Annotated in this window: 19 protein-coding genes; 1 reads left to right on the plus strand and 18 read right to left on the minus strand. The window is 62.9% G+C overall.

The annotated features are described in order from the left end of the window. Positions 1-133 precede the first annotated feature (133 nt). Positions 134-1,720, plus strand: coding sequence for an exopolyphosphatase (ppx, locus tag B5495_RS06300; RefSeq protein ID WP_079552244.1), 1,587 nt, complete (start codon positions 134-136; stop codon positions 1,718-1,720). Here the strand turns inward: ppx and tilS are convergent. The 18 genes from tilS to rpsB all read right to left on the minus strand — a co-directional run bounded on the left by tilS (position 1,717) and on the right by rpsB (position 22,501). After that, positions 1,717-3,030 carry a tRNA lysidine(34) synthetase TilS gene (gene tilS, locus B5495_RS06305; RefSeq protein WP_079552246.1) on the minus strand — a complete coding sequence of 438 codons (1,314 nt, stop codon included), beginning with the start codon at positions 3,028-3,030 and terminating at the stop codon, positions 1,717-1,719. The two genes, ppx and tilS, sit on opposite strands and share 4 nt — an antisense overlap. Beyond that, positions 3,011-3,967: an acetyl-CoA carboxylase carboxyl transferase subunit alpha gene (gene accA / locus B5495_RS06310; protein WP_079552248.1), complete on the minus strand. Its 957-nt coding sequence runs from the start codon at positions 3,965-3,967 to the stop codon at positions 3,011-3,013. The genes tilS and accA overlap by 20 nt, the downstream gene beginning before the upstream one ends. A gap of 120 nt (positions 3,968-4,087) precedes the next feature. Next, the gene (gene dnaE / locus B5495_RS06315; RefSeq protein WP_079552249.1) at positions 4,088-7,588 is read right to left on the minus strand and encodes a DNA polymerase III subunit alpha; all 3,501 of its coding nucleotides are present in this window, start codon (positions 7,586-7,588) and stop codon (positions 4,088-4,090) included. Positions 7,589-7,685: 97 nt separating this feature from the next. Beyond that, complete coding sequence (rnhB, locus tag B5495_RS06320; protein WP_079552251.1) at positions 7,686-8,327, minus strand: ribonuclease HII; 642 nt, start codon at positions 8,325-8,327, stop codon at positions 7,686-7,688. Beyond that, positions 8,324-9,508, minus strand: a complete 1,185-nt coding sequence (gene lpxB, locus B5495_RS06325; protein WP_079552253.1) for a lipid-A-disaccharide synthase — start codon at positions 9,506-9,508, stop codon at positions 8,324-8,326. The genes rnhB and lpxB overlap by 4 nt, the downstream gene beginning before the upstream one ends. A 43-nt stretch (positions 9,509-9,551) precedes the next feature. Next, complete coding sequence (gene lpxA / locus B5495_RS06330; RefSeq protein WP_079552255.1) at positions 9,552-10,319, minus strand: acyl-ACP--UDP-N-acetylglucosamine O-acyltransferase; 768 nt, start codon at positions 10,317-10,319, stop codon at positions 9,552-9,554. Continuing rightward, a complete protein-coding gene (fabZ, locus tag B5495_RS06335) occupies positions 10,316-10,759 on the minus strand; it encodes a 3-hydroxyacyl-ACP dehydratase FabZ (RefSeq protein ID WP_079552257.1) in 444 nt (147 codons plus the stop codon). The genes lpxA and fabZ overlap by 4 nt, the downstream gene beginning before the upstream one ends. 137 nt (positions 10,760-10,896) lie before the next feature. Continuing rightward, the gene (gene lpxD, locus B5495_RS06340; RefSeq protein ID WP_079552259.1) at positions 10,897-11,928 is read right to left on the minus strand and encodes a UDP-3-O-(3-hydroxymyristoyl)glucosamine N-acyltransferase; all 1,032 of its coding nucleotides are present in this window, start codon (positions 11,926-11,928) and stop codon (positions 10,897-10,899) included. Positions 11,929-11,976: 48 nt separating this feature from the next. Further along, positions 11,977-12,477: an OmpH/Skp family outer membrane protein gene (locus tag B5495_RS06345; protein ID WP_079552261.1), complete on the minus strand. Its 501-nt coding sequence runs from the start codon at positions 12,475-12,477 to the stop codon at positions 11,977-11,979. 56 nt (positions 12,478-12,533) lie between these two features. After that, positions 12,534-14,882 carry an outer membrane protein assembly factor BamA gene (bamA, locus tag B5495_RS06350; protein WP_422822027.1) on the minus strand — a complete coding sequence of 783 codons (2,349 nt, stop codon included), beginning with the start codon at positions 14,880-14,882 and terminating at the stop codon, positions 12,534-12,536. A gap of 99 nt (positions 14,883-14,981) precedes the next feature. Continuing rightward, on the minus strand, positions 14,982-16,340 hold the full coding sequence (gene rseP, locus B5495_RS06355; RefSeq protein WP_079552265.1) for an RIP metalloprotease RseP: 1,359 nt from the start codon (positions 16,338-16,340) through the stop codon (positions 14,982-14,984). 33 nt (positions 16,341-16,373) lie between these two features. Then, on the minus strand, positions 16,374-17,579 hold the full coding sequence (gene ispC, locus B5495_RS06360) for a 1-deoxy-D-xylulose-5-phosphate reductoisomerase (protein WP_079552267.1): 1,206 nt from the start codon (positions 17,577-17,579) through the stop codon (positions 16,374-16,376). Beyond that, positions 17,576-18,388 carry a phosphatidate cytidylyltransferase gene (locus tag B5495_RS06365; protein ID WP_079552269.1) on the minus strand — a complete coding sequence of 271 codons (813 nt, stop codon included), beginning with the start codon at positions 18,386-18,388 and terminating at the stop codon, positions 17,576-17,578. Before B5495_RS06365 ends, ispC begins: the two co-directional genes overlap by 4 nt. Beyond that, positions 18,381-19,208, minus strand: a complete 828-nt coding sequence (gene uppS, locus B5495_RS06370; RefSeq protein WP_079552271.1) for a polyprenyl diphosphate synthase — start codon at positions 19,206-19,208, stop codon at positions 18,381-18,383. Before uppS ends, B5495_RS06365 begins: the two co-directional genes overlap by 8 nt. A gap of 92 nt (positions 19,209-19,300) precedes the next feature. Further along, positions 19,301-19,858 (minus strand): ribosome recycling factor, encoded by a 558-nt coding sequence (gene frr / locus B5495_RS06375; RefSeq protein ID WP_079552273.1) that lies wholly within the window; start codon positions 19,856-19,858, stop codon positions 19,301-19,303. 17 nt (positions 19,859-19,875) lie between these two features. Then, positions 19,876-20,661 (minus strand): UMP kinase, encoded by a 786-nt coding sequence (gene pyrH, locus B5495_RS06380; RefSeq protein WP_079552275.1) that lies wholly within the window; start codon positions 20,659-20,661, stop codon positions 19,876-19,878. Positions 20,662-20,778: 117 nt separating this feature from the next. Beyond that, complete coding sequence (tsf, locus tag B5495_RS06385; RefSeq protein ID WP_079552277.1) at positions 20,779-21,648, minus strand: translation elongation factor Ts; 870 nt, start codon at positions 21,646-21,648, stop codon at positions 20,779-20,781. A gap of 100 nt (positions 21,649-21,748) precedes the next feature. Then, entirely contained in the window at positions 21,749-22,501 is a 753-nt protein-coding gene (gene rpsB / locus B5495_RS06390; protein WP_079552279.1) for a 30S ribosomal protein S2, read from the minus strand. Between the last annotated feature and the right edge of the window lie 157 nt (positions 22,502-22,658).

Consider the following 22,658-nt stretch of genomic DNA (forward strand, 5'->3'; position numbering starts at 1 on the left):
GTCTGCTATGCGCCTTTCGGTTCAAACCAGTTACTGGATGGTAGTCAAGCCCTGCGGCAAACGCAAGCCCTTGCCGATTGACAATTATGCAGGGGCCCCGCAACCTTGCCCTAGCCAACCGGAAGGACAGCTCATGCCCAAGGACACGCCTTTTTCCGTCGCCGACGCCAATAACGCTACCCTGCCCTCAGCTCCACATGTCAGGCAGCAGCCGCAACGTCGCGCACAGGAACGTCGCGCCACGTTAAAACGCGTGGCCGCCATTGATCTGGGCTCCAACAGCTTTCACCTGCTGGTGGCCAACTGCCGGCAAGGGCGCTTGCAGATCGTTGCCCGGCGCGGTGAAAAAGTCCAGCTGGCGTCGGGGCTTGGCGATGACGGCCAGCTCGACGATGCCGCGATACAGCGTGCGCTGGGCTGTCTGGGCCGCTTCTCTGCCTTTTTACGCAATATTGCCCCGGAAAACCTGCGCATTGTCGGCACCAATGCCCTGCGAGAAGCCGACAACAGCCGCGCCTTTATCGATCAGGCGGAAGCTCAGCTTGGCTATCCCATTGAAATCATTGCCGGCCGTGAAGAAGCCCGGCTTATCTATCTGGGCGCGGCGCATGCGCTAGCCGAGCACGGCCGGCGGCTGATAGTGGATATTGGTGGCGGTTCCACTGAACTCATCATTGGTGAAGCCTCCGAACCGCTGGCGCTGGAGAGTCTGCGAATGGGCTGCGTGACCTTCTCCCGGCGTTTTTTCGCTGACGGCAAGATAACCTCGGCGAACATGCGCCGTGCCGAACTGGCCGCGCTTTCCGAGCTCGTGCACATTCAGCGTGCCTATCAGCAGCTGGGCTGGGATGAGCTGGTGGGCACCAGCGGCACGGCCAAAGCGGTCGCCAGCGTGCTGTACGCGCACGGCGACACCCCTCAGCAGGGTATTATTACTCGTACCGGGCTGCATAAGCTGCGCAAACGCCTGCTGGACTGCAAACGCCTGGACAAAGTCGCGCTTGACGGGCTGAAGGCCGACCGCGCCAGCATTCTGCCCGCCGGTGTGGCAGTGCTCACCGCGATCTTTGAAGCCTTTTCCCTTGAACGCATGCGCTTTGCCGAGGGCGCCCTGCGTGAAGGCGTACTCTACGATATGGTGGGCCGCGACCACGCCGCAGACTCGCGCGGCAAAAGCATCGAGACGCTCAAGTACCGCTACAGCGTCGACCCGCGTCAGGCGCACAACGTGGCGACCACCGCAGGGCAGCTTTTTGACCTCGCGCGCCAGACCTGGCCACTGGGCGACGAACAGCGACGCTATTTGTGCTGGGCTGCCGAGCTGTATGAACTCGGCCTTGCCGTGTCGCACAGTCGCTTTCATCGTCACGGCGCGTACCTGATCGAACACTCCGACATGGCCGGCTTTTCCCGCCCCGAGCAGCAGCTGCTGGCTTTTCTGGTGCGCGCCCACCGGCGTAAATTCCCCCAGAAAGAGTGCCTGATGCTGCCCCGGGCCCGTCAGCAGGATGCCGCCCGTCTGGCGCGGCTGTTGCGCCTGGCCGTGTTGTTCAATCACTCGCGTCCGCAACAGGCACCGGCCGACCTGCCCGTCAACATTGTGGATGAGGTACTTGAAGTGGCGCTTTCACCCGGCGACCGCGATTCCTTGCTGGGTGCTGACCTGGAACAGGAAGCCGCCTACCTTGACGCCGCCGGCTATGGCCTCTCACTGATCTAGCCATTGCCGCTCGCCGGCCCTCGACGCTCGGCATGATGCGTCGTCAAGCGCCAGCCTTCTGCCTGATACAGCAGCGTATCGGGCGCCTTGAGCACGGCCACGCAGGTCTCCCCCGCCCACAGCACAATCACTGCGTCGCGCTCCCAGGGCGGCACGCCACTCTCGGCCAGCAGCCGCTTGAGATCCCGCCGGCCGCGTCCGGCCAGCCGGATAACCTCGCCGCCGCGTCGCCAGGTGGCGGTCAGCGGCGTTTTAAGCAGCGCGTTGCCGTCCCGGCTCGCCCACCATTCTGACTGCACCGCGCGTGCGGTTAACGGCTCTTCAGCCAACGACGTTTCCGTTAACAAATACAGCCGCCCGCGCCATAGCCGCGCGCAAGCGCCCGGCCAGGCAACATGCACCTGGGCATCGGCGGCGGCATTCAACTGATCGAGCAGCGTATCAAGCCGCCGCGCAGGCGGTGTGGCAAGCCCGCGCTGCCGGCAAAAGGTGCGCACCAAAAGCCGCTGGCGCGCCCGCGAGCGGGTGGCCAGCGCGGCAGCGTCGAGCTGATCGGGGGCGAGTTTGAGCGTAGCCAGTTCTTCGCTGGCATAGGCCTCAAGCAGCGCGTCAGCATCCTGCATGTGATGGGCGGCGGTGCCAAGCGCGCGTTCGGCGTGGGGCCAGCGCTGAGTCAATAGGGGGAGTACGCGGTGGCGCAGGTAATTGCGCTCAAAGACGGTATCGGCGTTGGTGGGGTCGTCGCACCAGACAAGCGTGCCGGCGCGTTCAAACGCCTGCGCTTCATCGACAAGGGAGCGATGCGGCACCTCCAGCCACGGGCGCAACAGCGTTATGCCGCCACTGTCCCGGCGCGCTGGCATGGCGCCAAGCCCGCGCGTCCCGCTGCCGCGCAGCGCGGCCAGCAGCCAGGTTTCGGCCTGATCGGTGCGGTGCTGAGCCAGCCACAGCGTGTCGCCTTGGGGCAGGTGCTGGGCAAAGGCCGCGTAACGCGCCTCCCGGGCGGCACCCTCCACGCCCATGCCTTTAGCGCTCACGGCCACCCGCGCCACCGTCAGCGCCACGCCCAGCCGCCGGCACAGCGCGCGGCAGTGGTGTTCAAAATCCGCGGCGGCGTCCTGCAAGCCGTGATTGACGTGCAGCGCGTAAAGCGCGCGGCCCTGCGCGTGGCAGACCTCGGCGGCAAGCGTCAGCAGCAATGAGGAATCCATCCCGCCGGAGAGTGCCACCCAAACGCCGCGCCCCGGCGGGGTCTCCACCAGGGCGCGTTCGAGCAGGGCGGGCAGCGTGTTATGCCGCGGGCGCGCCATAGCTCATCAGCCGCTCGTAGCGACGTGCCAGCAGCGTCTCGGTATCCAGCCCTTCAAGCCGCTCAAGGCTTTGGCTGAGCGATTCTTTCACCCGCTCGGCGGTTTGTGCGTAGTAGCAGTGGGCGCCGCCCAGCGGCTCCTTGATCAGCGAGTCGACAAAGCCGAGCTCCTGCAGACGCTCGGCGGTAATGCCCATCGCCTGTGCTGCTTCGGAGGCTTTGGTCGCGCTCTTCCACAGGATCGAGGCGCAGCCTTCCGGCGAAATCACCGCGTAGGTCGAGTACTGCAGCATGGCCAGCTCGTCGCATACGCCAATCGCCAGCGCGCCGCCGGAGCCGCCTTCGCCGACCACGGTAGAAATGATCGGGGTTTTCAGCCGCGACATCACCGCAAGGTTGTTGGCAATCGCTTCGGACTGACCGCGCTCTTCGGCGCCGATGCCCGGGTAGGCGCCGGGGGTGTCGATAAAGGTGAATACCGGCAGGCGAAAGCGCTCGGCCATTTCCATCAGACGGCAGGCTTTGCGGTAGCCTTCCGGGCGCGGCATACCGAAATTACGCCGCACTTTTTCTTTGACGTCGCGGCCTTTCTGATGGCCAATCACCATCACCGGCTTGTCATTCAGGCGCGCAATGCCGCCCACCAGCGCCGGGTCGTCGGCAAAGTGGCGGTCGCCGTGCAGCTCGTCAAAATCGGTAAATACGTGCTCGAGGTAATCAAGCGTATAGGGGCGCTTGGGGTGGCGTGCCAGCTGCGTCACCTGCCAGGGCGTGAGATCCTTGAAGATGGACTCGGTCAGCTTGCGACGCTTGGCCTCCAGACGTTCGATTTCATCGGCGAGGTTGACCTGACTGTCGGAGCTGACCAGACGCAGTTCTTCAATTTTTGCCTGTAACTCGGCAATCGGCTGTTCAAAATCGAGGTAGTTGGGATTCATGGACGGTGCCTGTAAAAAAAGCCTGTAAAAAGTAAGCCTTGTCGGATCGAGCATCTCTTAAAGGGCATTATCGCAGCTTGGCCCTGCCACGCAAGGCAGACGCACGGCGTGGCGCCAACGTCAGCGGTAGCGCAGCTTGACGCCGGTCTGGCCCTGGACATCGCGCAGCGCCAGCAGCAGGTCATCACTTGGCGCCACCCGCCAGGTGTCATCGAGCGCCAGCCACGCCGTCGCCTCGGGATGGCGATATTGCAGGCGCACCGGCAGGCCATCGGCGTCGCGGTGTGGCGTCAGGCTATCACGCAGGCTGGCGACCAAACGACCGTTGACCTGGGTGGCGTCCAGCGCCACATCCACCGACTGCCCGTAGCGCACCCGCGCGGTGACCATCGGCGTGACGTCCTTGCCGCGCAGTTTGATCCCGCCCGCGTAGTCATCGGTGGAGACTTCGCCTTCCACGATAATGATCTGATCGGTCTCGATCTGGCCGCGTAGCGCCTCGAACGCCTCGCCAAACAGCGACGCCTCGATGCGCCCGGTGCGGTCGTCCAGGGTAATGAACGCCATGGTGTCGCCGCGTTTGGATTTCATCGTACGCACGCCCACCACCAGCCCGGCCACGCGCTGGGGCTCCCGCGACGGCGTCAAATTGCTGATGCGGGTGGAAACAAAGCGCTTTAGCTCGCGCTCGTATTCATCAATCGGATGGCCGGTCAGATAAAGCCCCAGGGTATCTTTTTCACCGGACAGCCGCTCGCGGTCGGTCCATTCGCGCACGCCGCGGTAGTCGGCGTAAACGTCGCGATCCTCTGCCGGGGCAAAGGCCTCACCGAACATATCCACCATGCCCAGATTCTGGTTGGTGTGATTCTGCGCCGCGGCCTTGAGCGCGTCTTCCGTCGAGGCGGCCAGCAGTGCGCGATTGTCGCCCAGCTTATCCAGCGCGCCGGCGCGAATCAGGGCTTCAAGGGTGCGCTTGTTCATGCGCTTGGGGTCAAGCCGGCGACAGAAATCAAACAGGTCGGTGAACGCCCCGCCGCTTTCCCGCGCTTCGACAATCGCGCCAATCGGGCCTTCGCCCACCCCGCGAATCGCGCCCAGGCCGTACACCACGCGCCCGTCGGTATCCACGGTAAATTTGTAGCCGCCGACGTTGACGTCCGGCGGCGTGACGGTCAGCCCGAGGTGGCGGCATTCTTCGATCAGCGGCACGACCTTGTCGAGGTTGTCCATTTCCGTGGACATCACCGCGGCCATGAACGGCCCCGGATAGTGCGCCTTGAGCCACGCCGTCTGATACGACACCAGCGCGTAGGCCGCCGAGTGGGACTTGTTGAAGCCGTAGCCGGCAAACTTCTCCACCAGATCGAAGATGTTGCCCGCCAGATCTTTGCCGATGTCGTTTGCCGCGCAGCCTTCCATGAAGCCGGCGCGCTGCTTGGCCATTTCTTCGGGCTTTTTCTTGCCCATGGCGCGGCGCAGCATATCCGCCTGACCCAGGCTGTAGCCGGCCATCACCTGGGCAATCTGCATGACCTGTTCCTGATACAGGATGATGCCGTAGGTGGGCGCGAGCACGGGTTTCAACACCTCATGCTGATAATCCGGGTGTGGATAAGATACTTCGGCGCGGCCGTGCTTACGGTTGATAAAGTCGTCGACCATGCCCGACTGCAGGGGGCCGGGGCGGAACAGCGCCACCAACGCGATCATGTCGTCGAGCGAATCCGGCTGCAGACGCTTGATCAGCTCCTTCATGCCGCGGGATTCGAGCTGGAACACCGCGGTGGTTTCAGCCTTTTTGAGCATCTCGAAGGTAGGCTTGTCGTCCAGCGGGATGGCGGCGATATCCAGCGGCGCCTCGTCGTCCACGGCGCGTATCTTGTCGACCATCTCCAGCGCCCAGTCGATGATCGTCAGGGTACGCAGGCCGAGAAAGTCAAACTTCACCAGCCCGGCGTCTTCGATGTCGTTCTTGTCGAACTGCACCATCAGCCCCGAGCCGTCTTCGTCGCACAGCAGCGGCGAGAAATCGGTCAGCTTGGTCGGCGCGATCACCACCCCGCCGGCGTGCTTGCCGGTGCCGCGCGTGGTGCCTTCGAGCTTTAACGCCATCTCCCAGATTTCTTCGGCGTCTTCATCGGCGGCGATAAACTCCTGCAGCGCGCTCTCGGCCTCGATGGCCTTGCCCAGCGTCATGCCCACTTCAAACGGGATCAGCTTGGAGAGCTTGTCGCCCAGCGAATACGGCTTGCCCTGGGCGCGGGCAACGTCGCGCACCACGGCCTTGGCCGCCATGGTGCCGAAGGTGACGATCTGCGAGACGGCGTCGCGCCCGTAGCGGCGGGCGACGTAGTCAATCACGAGGTCGCGCTTTTCCATGCAGAAATCGACGTCAAAGTCGGGCATGGAGACACGTTCGGGGTTGAGAAAACGCTCGAACAGCAGGTCGTACTTGATCGGGTCCAGGTCGGTGATCTTCTGCGCGTAGGCCACCAGCGAGCCGGCGCCCGAACCGCGCCCCGGTCCTACCGGCACGTCGTTATCCTTGGCCCATTGGATAAAGTCCATGACGATCAGGAAGTAGCCGGGAAAGCCCATCTGCAGAATGATGTTGAGTTCGAAGTCCAGCCGCTCGCGGTAGCGGGCGTCAATCTCGCGGTAGTCTGCGCCGTCGCGGGGGTAGCGCTCGGCGGGATAAAGAAAGTCCAGCCGTTCGGTCAGCCCGTCGTGGGACACCTTGCGGAAAAATTCGTCCTGGGTCATGCCCTCGGGGATGGCAAACTCGGGCAGAAAGATTTCGCCCAAGCGCACGTCAACGCTGCAGCGCCGGGCAATCATCACGCTGTTTTCGAGCGCCTCGGGAATGTCGGCAAACAGCTCGGCCATTTCGTCGGGGCTCTTGAGGTACTGCTCCTCAGTATATTTGTTTTCGCGGCGCGGATCGTCCAGCGCCTTGCCCTCGCCGATGGCCACCCGGGTTTCGTGCGCCCAGAAGTCGTCGCGCTCGAGAAAACGCACGTCGTTGGTGGCCACCACCGGCGTACCCGACTCCAGCGCCAGCGCTACGCTTAAGTGCACGCAGTCTTCTTCCAGCGGCCGACCGGTGCGCGTCAGTTCCAGATAAAAGCGCTCGGGAAACGCCGCCTGCCATTCATCCAGCAGCGCCCGAGCATCGCGCTCGTGATCGCTCAGCAGGTGGCGGCCAATATCGCCTTCGCGGCCGCCGGACAGCGCAATCAGCCCGGCGCTTTGCTCAAGCACCCAGCGCCTGTCCAGCAGCGCACGCCCCTGGCGCTGGCCGTCGGTCCAGCCGCGGGAAATCAGCTCGGTCAGGTTGCGGTAGCCGGTGTCGTTCATCGCCAGCAGCGTGAGGCGGTACGGGTGCGCCGCGTCGTGAGGGTTGGCCAGCCACACGTCGCTGCCGATGATCGGCTTGAGCCCCGCGCCCTGGGCCGCGGTGTAGAACTTGACCAGCCCGAACAGGTTGGTTTCATCGGTCAGCGCCAGCGCCGGCATCTCGCGCTCGGCGGTGGTGCTCACCAGCGGCTTGATTTTCACCAGCCCGTCGACCAGAGAGAACTCGCTGTGAACGCGCAGATGAACAAAGGGAACTGTCATGGGAGTCTCGATGATAGCCTCGACAAAACGCATGAAAAGAAAGATGCAGGAAAGGCAAACCGCCGGCAGCCGTGACGCAAAAGCCCGACGTAAAAACCTAGATCAGCGCCAGCTGGCGAGCCACCGGAGCGAAGCTGCGACGGTGCTCGTCAAGCGGCCCCAGACGCTCAAGGGCGGCCATGTGCGCCTGGGTAGGATAGCCCTTGTGGCGGGCAAAGCCGTAGTCGGGGTAGCGCGCGTCCAGCTCAAACATCTGGGCGTCGCGGGCCACCTTGGCAAGTATCGAGGCGGCGGCAATGGCCGCGTGGCGGGCATCGCCCTTGACCACCGCCTGCCCCGGTAGCGTATGCCCCGGCAGGCGGTTGCCGTCCACCAGCAGATACTCCGCCGCGGGCGCCAGGGCGTCAATCGCGCGGCGCATGGCCAGATGCGTGGCGTGGTAAATATTCAGCGCATCCACTTCGGCCGCGCTGGCCTCGGCCACGGCAAAGCTCAACGCGTGCTCACGAATCTCGATGTCCAGCGCTTCGCGGCGCCTCGCGCTGAGTTTTTTCGAATCGGTTAGTCCGGCGATCGGCCGCGACGGGTCAAGGATCACGGCGGCCGCCACCACGCTGCCGATCAGCGGCCCGCGCCCGACTTCGTCGATGCCGGCCAGCCGCTCGCCCTGATAGGCAATCTCGAGCGGGGCGTACTCAACGGCGGTGCGCTTGGCCTTGGGGCGTTCGGCGTGACTCATGGCGGCTCCTCATTGAACGACGCCTGATTGAGCGACTGCCCTGCCGCCAGCGCCTCGATGGCGTCAACCGCGCGGGCGCTGGCGCCGCGCTGAAGCGCGGCGTGCATAGTGGCAAAGCGTGCCTCCAGCGCGGCGCGCTCATCGGCATCATCCAGCATCGCGGACAGCGACTCGGCAATCGTCTCGGGCGTGGCGGCGTCCTGGATCAGCTCGGGCACGATGGCCTCGCCGGCGATGAGGTTGGGCAGCGAAATCCACGGCGTTTTCACCAGCCGCTTGGCCAGCCAGTGTGTCGCCGGGGCCATTTTATACGCCACCAGCATCGCCCGGTGGCAAAGCATGGCTTCCAGCGCAGCGGTGCCCGAGGTCAGCAGTACCGCATCGCTTGCCACCATCGCTTCGCGGGACTGACCGTCGACCAGCGTGATCCGTGCGGCAAGCGCCGGATGCTCGGCCAACAGCGCGGCAAGCGCCTCGTGCCGAGCGGGGCTGGCTGCGGGAATCACCACCTGCAATGCCTCAAAGCGGCGGCACAGCGCCTCGGCGGCGGCCAGAAACGTCGTCCCCATAAAGCGGATTTCGCTTGCCCGTGAGCCCGGCAGAATCGCCAGCGTCAGCGCCTCGGGCGTAAGCCCCAGCGCCTTGCGCGCGGCCTGACGATCGTTCTCCAACGGCATTTCGTCGGCCAGCGGATGGCCGACAAACGCCACCGGCACGCGGTGCTCGCGGTAAAAATCGGCCTCGAAAGGCAGCAGGGTCAGCATCGCATCGACCGAACGGGCAATGCCTTTTACCCGCCCCTGACGCCACGCCCATACCGAGGGACTGACGTAGTGCGCGGTGGTGATGCCCGTGCTGCGCAGCGCGCGCTCAAGCCCCAGATTGAAATCCGGGGCGTCGATGCCCAGCATCACGTCGGGCTGCCACGCCAGCGCGTCGGCTTTCAGGGTGCGGCGCACGCGCAGCAGTTCGGGAAGATGCTTGACCACCTCCACCAGCCCCATGACCGACAGCGTTTCCAGCGCAAAGCAGCTGTGCATGCCCTCGGCGAGCATGCGCGGGCCGCCGATGCCACGAAACGCGACGCCGGGGTGGCGCGCCTTGAGTTCACGCATCACACCAGCGCCGAGAATATCGCCGGACAGCTCGCCGGCCACGATGTAGATACGCGTAAGCGCCATGACAGGACTCGCCTCTTAACGCACCATTCTTAACGGGCTTTTTTTAACGGACGATGCCGCGCGTCGAGCATTCGATGGACGCCGCAAAGCGCTCCACTTCGGCCGTCGTATAGCGTTCGCGCATGGTGCCCAACGCTTGCTCCACGGTCAGCCCCTGACGATAGACCAGCTTGTAGGACTCGTTCAGTTCCTTGATCGCCTCGCGGCTGAAACCGCGGCGCTTGAGCCCTATCGCGTTCAGCCCGTGGGCCTGGGCGGGGTTGCCGGTGATCATGATGAAGGCGGGCGTATCTTTGGTGATGATCGCGCCGCCGCCGGCCATGGCGTGTTCGCCGAAATGGCAGAACTGGTGTACCGCCGAGAGCCCGCCGATAATCGCGAAATCGCCCAGCGTTACATGCCCGGCAAGCGTCACCTGATTGGCCAGAATGCAGTCGTCACCAATGATGCAGTCGTGGCCAACGTGCACGTAGGCCATCAGCAGGTTGCGCGAGCCGATGGTCGTCTCGCCGCGATCCTGCACCGTTCCCCGGTGCAGGGTCACGCCTTCGCGGATGACGTTGTCGTCGCCCATCACTAACCGAGTGGGTTCGCCGGCGTATTTCTTGTCCTGGCAGTCTTCACCCACCGAGGCAAATTGAAAAATACGCGTGCGTTCCCCGAGCGTTGTCGGGCCTTTGATAACCACGTGGGGGCCGATGACGGAGCCGGCGCCGATAGTGACATCGGGGCCGATCACGCTGAACGGACCGACCTCGACGTCATCGGCCAGGCGTGCCGACGCATCAACTAAAGCAGTAGGATGAATCAAGCCACCTTCCTCTCGGCACAGGTAATTTCCGCTTCGCAGGCCAATTCGCCATCTACCGTGGCGCGGCAGGCAAACTTCCAGATGCCGCGCTTGCCGCGAATCACGTTGGCTTCAAGCGTCAGCTGGTCGCCGGGCATGACCGGACGCTTGAAGCGCACCTTGTCGCTGCCCACAAGGTAGTAGACATAGCCATCGGCCGGGCGCTTATTGACGGTTTTGAAGCCCAGAATACCGCAGGCCTGAGCCAGCGCTTCGACCACCAGCACGCCGGGCATGATCGGATGATGGGGGAAATGGCCGTTGAAAAACGGCTCGTTGATGCTGACGTTCTTGTATCCCACGATGGTTTCGCCTTCGACCAGCTGCGTCACCCGATCCACCAGTAAAAACGGGTAACGGTGGGGCAAGTATTCGCGAATTTCGTTGATATCCATAACCATCGTAGCAACCTCTAAATGACAAAATACCCGGATAGAACCGGGTGATTCCAGCGCTCCCGCCGGCAAAAAAGCAGTGGATTATACCGCGCTGCCCGAAGGCCTCAAGCGCCCCAGCGTGAAAACCCGCGGGCAACGTTTCAGTCGCGATGTTTTTCCAGCCGCGCCAATCGCTTGGCAATATCGTCCAGCTGCTTGAAACGCACCGCGTTTTTACGCCACTGATGGTTTTCCATGGCGCCGGTACCCGAGGAGTAAACGCCGGACGCATGGATCGAGTTGGTGACCAGGCTCATGCCCGTCACCTGCACGCCGTCGCACAGGGTCAAATGGCCGGAAAGCCCGACTCCGCCGCCCAGCATGCAGTGTTTGCCCACCCGCGTGGAACCGGCAATGCCCACGCAGCCCGCAAGCGCGCTGTGGTCACCGATCTGCACGTTATGGGCAATCTGTACCTGGCTGTCGATTTTGACATCGCTGCCAATCAGGGTATCGCCAAGCGCTCCGCGATCGATACTCGAGCAGCTGCCCACTTCCACGTCGTCGCCCAGCACCACGCCGCCAAGCTGGGCAATCTTGTGCCAGGCGCCGCCATCGTGGGCAAAGCCGAAGCCGTCGCCGCCGATCACGCAGCCGCTGTGGAGTATCGCCCGCTTGCCAATCACCACGCCGTGACACACCGTGACGTTGGCGTGCAGCCGCGTGCCCTCGCCGAGCTGACTGTCGGCGCCTACCACGCTGCCCGGCCCGACGACCACGCGCTCGCCAAGCACCGCGCCCGACTCGATCACGGCATTGGCCGCCACGCACGTGCCTTCGCCCAGGGTCGCGTCGTCAGCGACTACCGCTGCGGGGTGAATGCCCGTGCGATCCCGCGCCGGCAGCGGATCAAACAGCTGCGACAGCCGAGCATAGCCGAGGTAGGGATTATCCAGCTCCAGCCGCGGTACCGGGCAGGTCTTGCTGTGCTCCGGATGCAGCAGCACGGCGCCGGCGCGGGTGGTGGCCAGGTCCTTGAGGTAGGCGCGGTTGGTCAGAAACGCGATCTGATCGGGCTCTGCGTCTTTAAGCGTCGCCAAACCGCGAATGGGCGTTTGTGCGTTACCGCTCAAGGGCACACCCAGATGGCGAGCGATATCCGCAAGAGTCAGAGAATGGGAAGCGTGCGTCATAAGAGCCCAGAAATGCTGGCGGTGCGGCCCATGCCGCACCGGAGAAAATTAGTTCAGCGAGTTGAAGACCTGCGTAACCTCATCGGTGAGGTTGGGCAGGTCCATGGAAGAATGCAACACGCCCTGCGGCTCGACCAGAATATCGATACCGTGACGGGCAATGACCTCGTCCACGGCTTTCTCAAGCATCGGTTCGGCCTGCTTCAGAAACTGCTTTTCCGAGCGCTGCTGTGCGGTCAGCACTTCGCGGCGCAGCGTTTCAAACCGGCGGCCTTTCTGCTGCAACTCGCTCATCAGACGCTGGCGCTCGGATTCCGACATCACATCGCCTTCGCTTTGCAGGCGCTGCTGCAGGCTTTGCAGTTCATTGCCCAGGCTTTTCGCCTCGCTTTGTTGAGCGCCCACTTCGCCTTCCAGCCGGCTCAGGGAGGTCTGTGCCGACTCGGTGTTCATCAGCGCGGCACGCCAGTCAAGCACGGCGACTTCTGCCGCGTACGCCGGTACCGCCATGACCCCAAACAACATTACCGCTGCTATCAGTTTACGCATGCTACATCACTCCTTGTGGGTACGAACGCGTGGGTAAGCTTACCTATCCCGCCGCGTTAAAACGACTGACCCAGCGAGAACTGGAAAAACTCGGTGTCGTCTTCGCTTTTGTCATTGATCGGCTTGGCCACGCTGAAGGTCAACGGACCAACCGGCGTCAGCCAGGCAAGGCCGATGCCCGCGCTGTAGCGCAGCTCGCCCAGATCAACGCCCGAGCTGCAGTTCTGCCGCGCCTCGTCATCGTCCAGTACGTCATAGCAGGAGGTCAGGAAGGTATTACCGGCATCCACGAACAGCGAGGTTTGCATGGAATCCTGATTTTCCACGAACGGCATCGGGAACAGCACCTCAGCGCTGCCCTCAACCAGCACGTTGCCGCCCAGGGTGCGGTCACGACCGCCCTCGCGTTTGGGCGTGGTGCGCTGGCCCAGGGTGTTGGAGGTAAAGCCGCGCACCGAGCCCAGCCCGCCGGCGTAGAAGTTTTCATAGAAAGGATACGGTTCACCGCCGCCGAAAGTGTCGGCATAGCCCAGATTGCCGGAGAACTTGAGCGACCAGAGGTCGTCGTCATCCAGCGGAAACAGCTGCTGGGCACGGGCGCGGAACTTGTAATAGCTGACGTCGCTGCCCGGTGCGGCGGTTTCGAACGACACGCGCTGGTAGCTGCCGTCGGTGGGCATGATGCCGCGGTTAAGGTCGTTGCGTGTCCAACTGGCGGTGAGCTTCACGGCTTCCGCACTGTCGCCTTCGTCTTCCACGTAGCGCTCGATTTCCGACGCCGTGTCGAAGTACGTCTTGACCTTGAGGCTTTCAGCGCTGGCGCCGAAGTTCAGCCGGGAAAGCTCGCTGATCGGATAACCAAAGTTGATACCCGCGCCGAAGGAATCGGTGGAATAGGTGGAAATATCCGAGTCTTCGTAGTCGGTTTCACGGTAGAAGACGTTATAGCCCCGGGAGATACCGTTGATCGTCCAGTACGGATCGGTAAAGCCGAAGTTGACGCTGGTAAAGGTATCGCTGCGCTGGGCCCCCAGGTTGACGCGGTTGCCCGTGCCCAGAAAGTTTTTCTGCGACAGCGACGCGCCGTAGATGACACCGGCACTTTGTGAAAAGCCGACACTTGCCGACACCGAGCCCGACGGCTGTTCTTCCACCTCGTAGGTGACGTCCAGCTTGTTGGGCTCGCCGGGGACGCGCTGGGTATCCACCTCGACCTGGCTGAAAAAGCCGAGGCGGTTGAGGCGCTGACGCGACTGGGTGATGGCATCGGTGGACGCCGGCGCGCCTTCCATTTGCGTCATCTCGCGGCGCAGCACTTCATCCTGGGTGGTGGTATTGCCCTTGAACTCGATGCGCCGAACGTAGGTACGCTCACCGGGCTCAACGTTGAGCACCAGGTCCACCGTCTGGTCAGCGTTCATTTCAGGCCTGCTCTTAACTTCGGCAAAAGCAAAGCCTTCGGCGCCCAGCCGCTTGCGCAGCGCTTCGGTGGAGGCGTTGAGCTTGCTGCGCGAAAACTGCTGGCCGGACTTGATTTCAAGCAGGTCGCGCGCCTCGCTTTCCTTGAGGGTCAGGTCCCCGGCAAAGCGAATGTTGCCCACGCGGTATTGTTCGCCTTCATCCACGTTCAGGGTGATGTAGATGTCGGTTTTTTCCGGCCCGATGGATACCTGCGTCGAGGTCACTTCAAAGTTGGCGTAGCCGCGGTCCAGATACCAGGAGCGCAGCCGCTCGATATCCCCGGCCAGCGCCTGGCGCGAATATTCATCGCTGGAAAACCAGCCAAAGAGCATGCCCGGCCGGTCTTCAAGCTCGAACAGGTCGCTCAGGGTTTCGTTGTCAAAAGCGCGGTTGCCGACGATGTTGATTTGACGAATCTTGGCCACATCGCCTTCGTTGATATTGATATTGACCTGCACGCGGCCGGTATCGATTTCTTCAATCTCGGCATCAATGCTTGCACTGTAGCGCCCCTGGGACTGGTAGACGCTTTCCAGCTCGCGCTGGATTTCTTCCAGAGTGGAAAGCTCCAGCACCTGGCCTTCGGCAAGCCCGGCTTCGGTCAGCCCCTTGCGCAGGTCATCTTCGGCAATCTGCTCGTTGCCGCTGATATCAAGCCTGGCGATCGTCGGCCGCTCGACGACCTTGATCACCAGCACGTCGCCTTCGCGCGCCAGGGAGACGTCGTCAAACAGTCCGGTGGCAAACAGTTCGCGAGCGGCATCCGCCAGCTCGCGCTCGCTTACCGTATCGCTCGCGCTTACCGGAAAGGCGTTAAAGACCGAGGCGGCGGATACCCGCTTGAGTCCTTCTACACGAATGTCGGAAACGTCAAAGGGTTGTGCCTGGGCGCTGCCGGCCGCGGCCAGCAAAAATGCTGCCATTCCTAGGGTCTTTATTTTCATGCAGTCAGTTCGCTCGCGTTGGTCTGCCCACCGTATCAGACAGGCACCATATACATTTGTGCAGGCGGATGACAAGGCACCCCGCCTTTACACGCGTCATTACCACAGGCGCATCAGGTCAAAATATAGCGCCATCAGCATCAGCGTCCCGACCATCGCCAGGCCAATGCGCAGCCCTATTCCCTGTGCCCGCTCGGAAACGGGACGCCCCCGCACAAGCTCGACGACATAGTAAAGCAAATGCCCGCCGTCCAGCACCGGAATCGGCAGCAGGTTAAGCACGCCAAGGCTGATGGAGAGGTACGCCAGAAAGCCGACAAAGGCGTCAAGCCCGGCCCGCGCCGAATCGCCGGAGATCTTGGCAATCGTGATCGGCCCGGACAGATTCGACGGCGAAATCAGCCCCACCAGCATCTTGCGGATGGAGTCCAGCGTGAGCAGCGTCATCTCGCCGGTGCGTGAGAGCGCCTCGCCCACGGCCTCAACCGGGCCAAAGCGAATCTCACGACGTAATTCGTCAGGCCACTCAACCGGCTGTACACCCGCGCCGATATAGCCGATTTCCGCGCCGCTTTCCAGCGGATGGCTGCCGGGGGTCAGCGTCATCGCACGGGCTTCACCGCTGCGTATCACACTGATTTCAAGCGCGCGCCCAGCGCTTTGGCGCACGTGCTCAACAAAGGCCATCCAGTCGTCGATGGCCTCGCCGTTGACCTCAACAATGCGGTCGCCCACCTCAAGGCCCGCCTGCGCCGCCGCTTCGCCACTGATGATCTGGCCCAGCACCGGCGGAAATGCCGGCTGCCAGGGCGTGATGCCCAGCGACTTCAGTGGCCTTGGCGGGTTCTGACGCACCATATAGCGCTCGACCGCAAGGGTATAGCGCCGCGGCTCGTTGGTCGCTTCCGGGCGCGCCTCGATGGCCAGTTCGCCATCATGGCCAATCAGCCCCACCAGCGCCAGGTTAACGTCTTCCCAGGAGCTCACTGCCTCGCCCTGTACGCCGGTCAGCTCGTCGCCGTGGCGCAGCCCGGCTTCAAAGGCCGGCGATTGCGGCGCTACCGCGCCCACCTTGGGCACGACCACAGAGGTGCCCGCCACAAACAGGGCCCAGTAGGCGACAATCGCCAGCAGGAAATTGGCCGCCGGGCCGGCGATCACCACGGCGATACGCTGCAGCACAGGTTTGCGGTTGAAGGCGCGGTGCTGCTCTTCCGGCGGCACCGGCGCTTCCCGCTCGTCGAGCATTTTCACGTAGCCGCCCAGCGGAATGGCGGCCACGGCAAATTCGGTGCCGTGGCGATCCACCCGCGACCACAGCGGCTTGCCAAAGCCGACGCTGAAGCGCAGCACCTTGATCCCGCAGCGGCGCGCTACCCAGAAATGCCCGAACTCATGGAACGTGACCAAAAGCCCCAACACCACAATAACCGCCAGAATGTTCTGTATCAGGCCCATCGGCTGTTCTCTCCTGCGCGCTTGCTGCGCGGGTTAACGTCGCGGTGCACCGTGGTGAACCACACGCCGGGCGGCGGCATCGCGCGCCCGACGGTCGGCGTCGACAATCGCCTCAAGGCTTGCCGCCTGCGCCACCGGCTCGCTCTCAAGCACGTCTTCCACCACCCTGGCAATCGCTGCAAACCCCAGGCGCTGATCCAGAAAGGCGTCAACGGCAATCTCGTTGGCCGCGTTGAGCACGGCAGGCGCCGTACCGCCGGCAAGCATGGCCTCGCGCGCCAGCCGCAGGCAGGGAAAACGCGCCTCATCGGGGCGCTCAAAATCCAGCTGCGCCACCTGAAACAAATCCAGCGGCTTGACGCCGGCATCGATGCGTTCAGGAAAGGCCAGGCCGTAGGCAATCGGCGTACGCATATCGGGATTGCCCATTTGCGCAATCACCGAGCCGTCATCATAGGCCACCATGGAGTGAACAACACTTTGCGGGTGCACTACCACCTGCACCTGCTCGGGGGTGGCATCAAACAGCCAGCAGGCCTCGATCAGCTCAAGGCCCTTGTTCATCAGCGTAGCGCTATCGACCGAGATCTTGCGCCCCATCGACCAGTTGGGGTGCGCGCAGGCTTCATCCGGCGTGACCCGCTCAAGGGCTTCTCCGCTCAGGTGACGCAGCGGTCCGCCCGAGGCGGTCAGCAGCAGCTGTGATACGCCGTGGCAGGAAAGTCCGCCGCGGTGCTCAGCGGGTAGACACTGGTAGATGGCGTTATGTTCCGAATCAATCGGCAGCAGCGTCGCGCCGGAGGCCGCCACGGCGTCCATGAACAGCGCGCCACTCATCACCAGCGCTTCTTTATTCGCCAGCAGCACACGCTTGCCGGCCTTGGCCGCCGCCATTGCCGGCAGCAGCCCCGCGCCGCCCACAATCGCTGCCATCACGGTATCTACCGCGCTATCGCGAGCTACCTCGCACAGCGCCTCAACGCCGGCGGTAACGGCCGCGGCCACGCCCGCCGTTTTCAGTTCGCGGCGTAGCCAGACGGCATCCGCCTCAGTGGCAAGCACTGCCACCTCGGGGCGGTGCACCAGGCACTGCGCCAGCAGCGCCTCGCGGGAGGTGTGCGCCGTCAGCGCATGCACGCAATAACGCTCAGGATGGCGAGCAATCACGTCCAGCGTACTGGTGCCCACGGAGCCCGTAGACCCCAGCACGGTTACGCGGCGAACGGCGGCGTCCGTCATAAAGGCAGCACCTGCAGATAGAAAAGGGCAAACACCGGCACCGCAGCGGTCAGGCTGTCGATGCGGTCAAGGACGCCGCCGTGGCCGGGCAGCAGCGCGCTGGAATCTTTCACCTGGCGATGGCGCTTGAGCATGCTTTCCAGCAAATCGCCCAGCACTGATACCAAGGTGACGCCGACCGTCACTGCCAACAGCAGTGTCGTGGCCAGCAGGCCCAGCGACTGCCACACGGCAAACCCCAGCGACAGCAGCGCCGTGGCGGCCATGCCGCCGAATACGCCTTCCCAGGACTTTCCCGGGCTGACGCCGGGGGCCAGCTTGCGCCGGCCAAAGGCGCGGCCGGCAAAATACGCGCCGATATCCGCCGCCCACACCAGCAGCAGCACAAACAGCAGCCAGACTCCGCCCGGCGCGCTGGCCCGCAGGGCATTAAAGCCGACCCAGCAAGGCACCAGCACGCAAAGCCCCATGCCCAGCCGCCGCGGCGTAGAGCCCCACTGCGTGCAGCCCGCGGGGTAGCGCGACACCCAGTAGAGATTAAGCGCCCAGCCCAGCGCACCCAGCCATAGCGGCCAGACCGCCTGCGCGGCGCCTGTTAGCCACAGCGCCAGCATGACCGCGGCCAGGCCGGCGACGATCAGCCCGCGCCGGCGTGAATCGAGCACGCCCGCCAGATTGGTCCACTCCCAGCCGCCCAGCAGCACGATGGCGGCGGCAAACAGCGCAAAAGCGCCGCCTTCAAGGCCAAACAGCCCGGCCAGCACCAGCGGTGCCAGCCAGGCGGCCGTAATAATCCGCTGTTTAAGCACCCTGGGCCTCGATCATCTGCTCGTGGGTCATGCCGAAGCGACGCTTGCGCCCGGCGAAATCGTCAAGGGCAGCGTCCATCGCCTCGGCGCCAAAGTCCGGCCATAGCAACGTAGAGAAATACAGCTCGGCGTAGGCCAGCTGCCAAAGCATAAAGTTGGACAGACGCTGCTCGCCGCTGGTGCGAATGCACAGGTCGACCGGCGGCACCTGGCTTTGCGCCATGGTGTGATCCAGCCGCTCGGCGGTCACCTCGGCAGGGGTAAGCTCCCCCGCCGCCACCTGCTCGGCCAGCCGCCGCGCCGCGCAGGCGATATCCCACTTGCCGCCGTAGTTGGCGGCGATCACCAGGTGCATCCCGGTATTATCCCCGGTCAGCGTTTCGGCGCGCTGGATGTGCTGCTGGATCGCGTGCGAAAACGCCTCGCGATCGCCCAGAATGGTCAGGCGCACGTTGCGCTCGTGGAGCTTTTTGACTTCGCGTTTGAGCGCCATCAGGAAAAGCTCCATCAGCGCGTGGACCTCTGCCGCCGGCCGTTTCCAGTTTTCGCTGGAAAAGGCAAACAGGCTCAGCGTGCCCACGCCGCGTTCGGCGGCGCGCTTGATCACCGCACGCACCGACTCGACGCCGGCACGGTGGCCGCGAACGCCGGAGAGCCCACGCTTTTTGGCCCAGCGGTTATTGCCATCCATGATGATGGCAACGTGCGCGGGCACGCACGCAGCCCCCTGCGCGGATGAGTGCGACAATGGCGTACCTGCTTCAACGCAGGGCTCGCCGGCGCTTGTCGGCCGTGTTTCAGGAAGCTGCGGTGGCGTCATGGCGTCTCGGATCCGGGATCATTCATAAAATACGGCGCGCGGCCTCACGCAAAGCACTGCCTTCCGTGAGGGAACGTCGGGAGTCCCGTACGTTATACTTTCAGCAGGTCGTCTTCCTTGGAAGACAGTGCCTTGTCGATTTCGGCAATGTGCTTGTCGGTCAGCTTCTGGATGCCTTCCTCGCCCTGGCGCTGTTCGTCCTCGCTGATCTCCTTGTCCTTGAGCAGCGACTTGAAGTCACCGTTGGCATCGCGGCGCACGTTGCGCACGGCTACCCGGGCGTTTTCGGCTTCGCTGCGCGCCTGCTTGATGTAGCCCTTGCGCGTTTCTTCGGTCAGCATCGGCATGGGCACACGAATCACGTTGCCGGCACTGGCCGGGTTGAGGCCCAGATCAGAGGTCATGATGGCCTTCTCGATCTTTTGCACCATGCTGCCTTCCCAGGGGCTGATAGACAGCGTACGCGCGTCTTCCACGTTGACCGAGGCCACCTGGTTCAACGGCACCTGACCGCCGTAATAGTCAACGGTCACCGCGTCCAGAATGCTGGGGTGCGCGCGCCCGGTACGAATTTTTTTGAAGTTCGTGTGCAGCGCATCGACGCTTTTATGCATGCGGTTGCCGGCATCTTTCTGGATATCTTCGATCACGTTGTTACCCTCACGTTTTAGCCTTTGTTTATCAGCGTGCCTTCCTTGCCCCCGACCACCAGGTTCAACAGGGCACCAGGCTTGTTCATGTCAAATACCCGCACCGGCATATTATGGTCACGTACCAGGCAAATAGCGGTCAAATCCATGACGCCGAGCTTCTGATCCAGTGCATCATCGTAACTTAGCTGATCGTACTTCACCGCGTCAGCGTGCTTTACCGGATCCTTGTTGTAAACGCCATCCACCTTGGTGGCCTTGATCACCACGTCAACGTCCACTTCGATACCGCGCAGACAAGCGGCAGAATCAGTGGTGAAAAACGGATTGCCGGTCCCCGCGGAGAACAGCACCACGTCGCCGGAGGTCAGGTAGCGGATCGCCGAACGGCGGTCGTAGTGTTCGACCACGCCGCTCATCTGAATCGCTGACATCACCCGCGAGCGGATGTTCGAGCGCTCAAGCGCGTCGCGCATGGCCAGCGCGTTCATGACCGTTGCCAGCATGCCCATATGGTCGCCGGTGACGCGGTCCATGCCGGCTTCGTTGAGCGCGGCGCCGCGAAACAGGTTGCCGCCGCCGATTACCAGCCCCACCTGCACGCCGATACCTACCAGCTGGCCGATTTCCAGCGCCATGCGATCAAGCACTTTGGGATCGATACCAAACTCGTGCTCTCCCATCAGCGCCTCGCCCGACAGCTTGAGCAGAATACGCTTATAGTTCGATTTGGAACCATTCGGCTTCGAACTTACGGCTGCCAAGGCAGCGGGCGTCTGGGGTTCGTTCGTTTCAGTGGGCATGGCATCTCTCCTGCAGCAGACCTAAACAGCGGATAGGCAAAAACTCCCGACGAGCGGGGAGCGGATACGCGAAGGCGTGCGCCAATGCGCACGCCCCACGCAGTGAAACCTCTGACCTTAGCTACGGCCAGCCTGTTCCATGACTTCCTTGGCAAAGTCGACTTCTTCGACTTCAATGCCTTCGCCCACTTCAAAGCGGGTAAAGCTGGTGACTTCACCGCCGGCGGCCTTGACGTACTCGGCCACGCTTTGATCAGGGTTCTTGACGAACGGCTGCTCGGTCAGGCTGTTTTCCGCCAGGTATTTCTTCAGCCGGCCCTGAACCATTTTTTCGGCGATGTTTTCCGGCTTGCCGGCCATATCCGGCTGGGCCAGAATAATCGCTTTTTCCTGGTCCAGCTCTTCCTGCGGCATGTCGTCCGGACGTGCAACGCTCGGATTGATCGCCGCGACGTGCATGGCGACGTCTTTGGCCGCTTCAGAAGTACCGCCGTTGAGCACGGTCAACACGCCGATACGACCGCCGTGTACGTACTCGCCTACGGTGTTGCCTGCGCCGGCATCGATCACGACGGCACGACGTACGCTGATGTTCTCGCCGATTTTCTGCACCAACCGCTCGCGGGTGGTTTCCAGCTCACCGTCCATGACCGCGGCCACGTCTTCGCTTTTCGCCGCGAAAAAGGCGTCAACGATGGTGCTGGTAAACGCGGTGAAGTTGTCATCGCGGGCAACAAAATCGGTTTCGGAATTGATTTCGACCATAACGCCGTAGCTGCCGTCATCGGCAACGCGGGTTACAACGGCGCCTTCGGCGGCGGTGCGGTCGGCTTTCTTCGCGGCTTTTAGGCCGGAGTTCTTGCGCAGGTTCTCGATCGCGACTTCGATATCGCCGTCGGTTTCAGTGAGTGCTTTTTTACACTCCATCATGCCAAGACCGGTACGCTCGCGCAGTTCCTTAACCTGAGAGGCGCTGATAGCTGCCATGGAAATTCACCTCGAATAAGTCTAGCTGAATGATGAAAAGCGGGAAAAAAGGGGGCCAGGCCCCCTTGGACAATGCGGCACGCAAGGCCGCTTCGCCATCTTACTCGGCAGCAGCAGCGCTGTTGTCAGCGGCGGGCGCGTCGTCGGCGGCTTCAACGAGCTCGTCCGGCGTGCCTTCTTTGGCGCTGGCGCAGGCATCGGCGATCGCCTTGACGTAGATCTGGATCGCGCGGATGGAGTCATCGTTACCCGGGATCACGTAGTCAACGCCGTCGGGGTTGGAGTTGGTGTCCACCACGCCGATAACCGGAATGCCCAGCTTGTTGGCTTCGTTGATGGCAAGACGCTCGTGATCAACGTCAACCACAAACAGCGCGTCCGGCAGGCCGCCCATGGCCTTGATACCGCCAATGGAACGCTCGAGCTTTTCCTGCTCGCGGGTGGCCGTCAGCACTTCTTTCTTGACCAGCTTTTCGAAGGTACCGTCTTCACGCATCGCTTCCAGATCGCGCAGACGCTTGATCGACTGGCGGATCGTTTTGAAGTTGGTCAGCATGCCGCCGAGCCAGCGATGGTTAACGAACGGCTGACCCACGCGGTTCGCTTCTTCCTTGATAATCTTGCTGGCGCTGCGCTTGGTGCCCACAAACAGAATCTTGTTGTTGGCCGCAGACATTTTCTCAACCACGTCGATCGCTTCGTTCAGCGCCGGCAGCGTGTGCTCAAGGTTGATGATGTGAATCTTGTTGCGCGCGCCAAAGATGTACTGACTCATCTTCGGGTTCCAGTACTTGGTCTGGTGGCCGAAGTGGGCGCCCGCTTTGAGCAGGTCACGCATATTGACATGTGCCATGGTAAAACTCCTGAAACTCGGGTTAGGCCTCCACGCACCCCATGGATCCGACCAGTGACGCCGTGTGGCGTTCAAAGGCACCCGGGACCATGTGCCGGTGCATGTGTGTTTTCAAGGCTTGCAGTTGGTAATGCAACGTGCCGCCAATGGCACGCTA

It is taken from the genome of Vreelandella subglaciescola, assembly GCF_900142895.1.
GTDB classification, from domain to species: domain Bacteria; phylum Pseudomonadota; class Gammaproteobacteria; order Pseudomonadales; family Halomonadaceae; genus Vreelandella; species Vreelandella subglaciescola.

Coding starts and splice junctions, on each gene's coding strand:
- ppx (WP_079552244.1), top strand. CDS start 134: ATGCCCAAGGACACGCCTTTTTCCGTCGCCGACGCCAATAACGCTACC.
- tilS (WP_079552246.1), bottom strand. CDS start 3,030: ATGGCGCGCCCGCGGCATAACACGCTGCCCGCCCTGCTCGAACGCGCC.
- accA (WP_079552248.1), bottom strand. CDS start 3,967: ATGAATCCCAACTACCTCGATTTTGAACAGCCGATTGCCGAGTTACAG.
- dnaE (WP_079552249.1), bottom strand. CDS start 7,588: ATGACAGTTCCCTTTGTTCATCTGCGCGTTCACAGCGAGTTCTCTCTG.
- rnhB (WP_079552251.1), bottom strand. CDS start 8,327: ATGAGTCACGCCGAACGCCCCAAGGCCAAGCGCACCGCCGTTGAGTAC.
- lpxB (WP_079552253.1), bottom strand. CDS start 9,508: ATGGCGCTTACGCGTATCTACATCGTGGCCGGCGAGCTGTCCGGCGAT.
- fabZ (WP_079552257.1), bottom strand. CDS start 10,759: ATGGTTATGGATATCAACGAAATTCGCGAATACTTGCCCCACCGTTAC.
- lpxD (WP_079552259.1), bottom strand. CDS start 11,928: ATGACGCACGCTTCCCATTCTCTGACTCTTGCGGATATCGCTCGCCAT.
- B5495_RS06345 (WP_079552261.1), bottom strand. CDS start 12,477: ATGCGTAAACTGATAGCAGCGGTAATGTTGTTTGGGGTCATGGCGGTA.
- bamA (WP_422822027.1), bottom strand. CDS start 14,882: ATGAAAATAAAGACCCTAGGAATGGCAGCATTTTTGCTGGCCGCGGCC.
- rseP (WP_079552265.1), bottom strand. CDS start 16,340: ATGGGCCTGATACAGAACATTCTGGCGGTTATTGTGGTGTTGGGGCTT.
- ispC (WP_079552267.1), bottom strand. CDS start 17,579: ATGACGGACGCCGCCGTTCGCCGCGTAACCGTGCTGGGGTCTACGGGC.
- uppS (WP_079552271.1), bottom strand. CDS start 19,208: ATGACGCCACCGCAGCTTCCTGAAACACGGCCGACAAGCGCCGGCGAG.
- pyrH (WP_079552275.1), bottom strand. CDS start 20,661: ATGCCCACTGAAACGAACGAACCCCAGACGCCCGCTGCCTTGGCAGCC.
- tsf (WP_079552277.1), bottom strand. CDS start 21,648: ATGGCAGCTATCAGCGCCTCTCAGGTTAAGGAACTGCGCGAGCGTACC.
- rpsB (WP_079552279.1), bottom strand. CDS start 22,501: ATGGCACATGTCAATATGCGTGACCTGCTCAAAGCGGGCGCCCACTTC.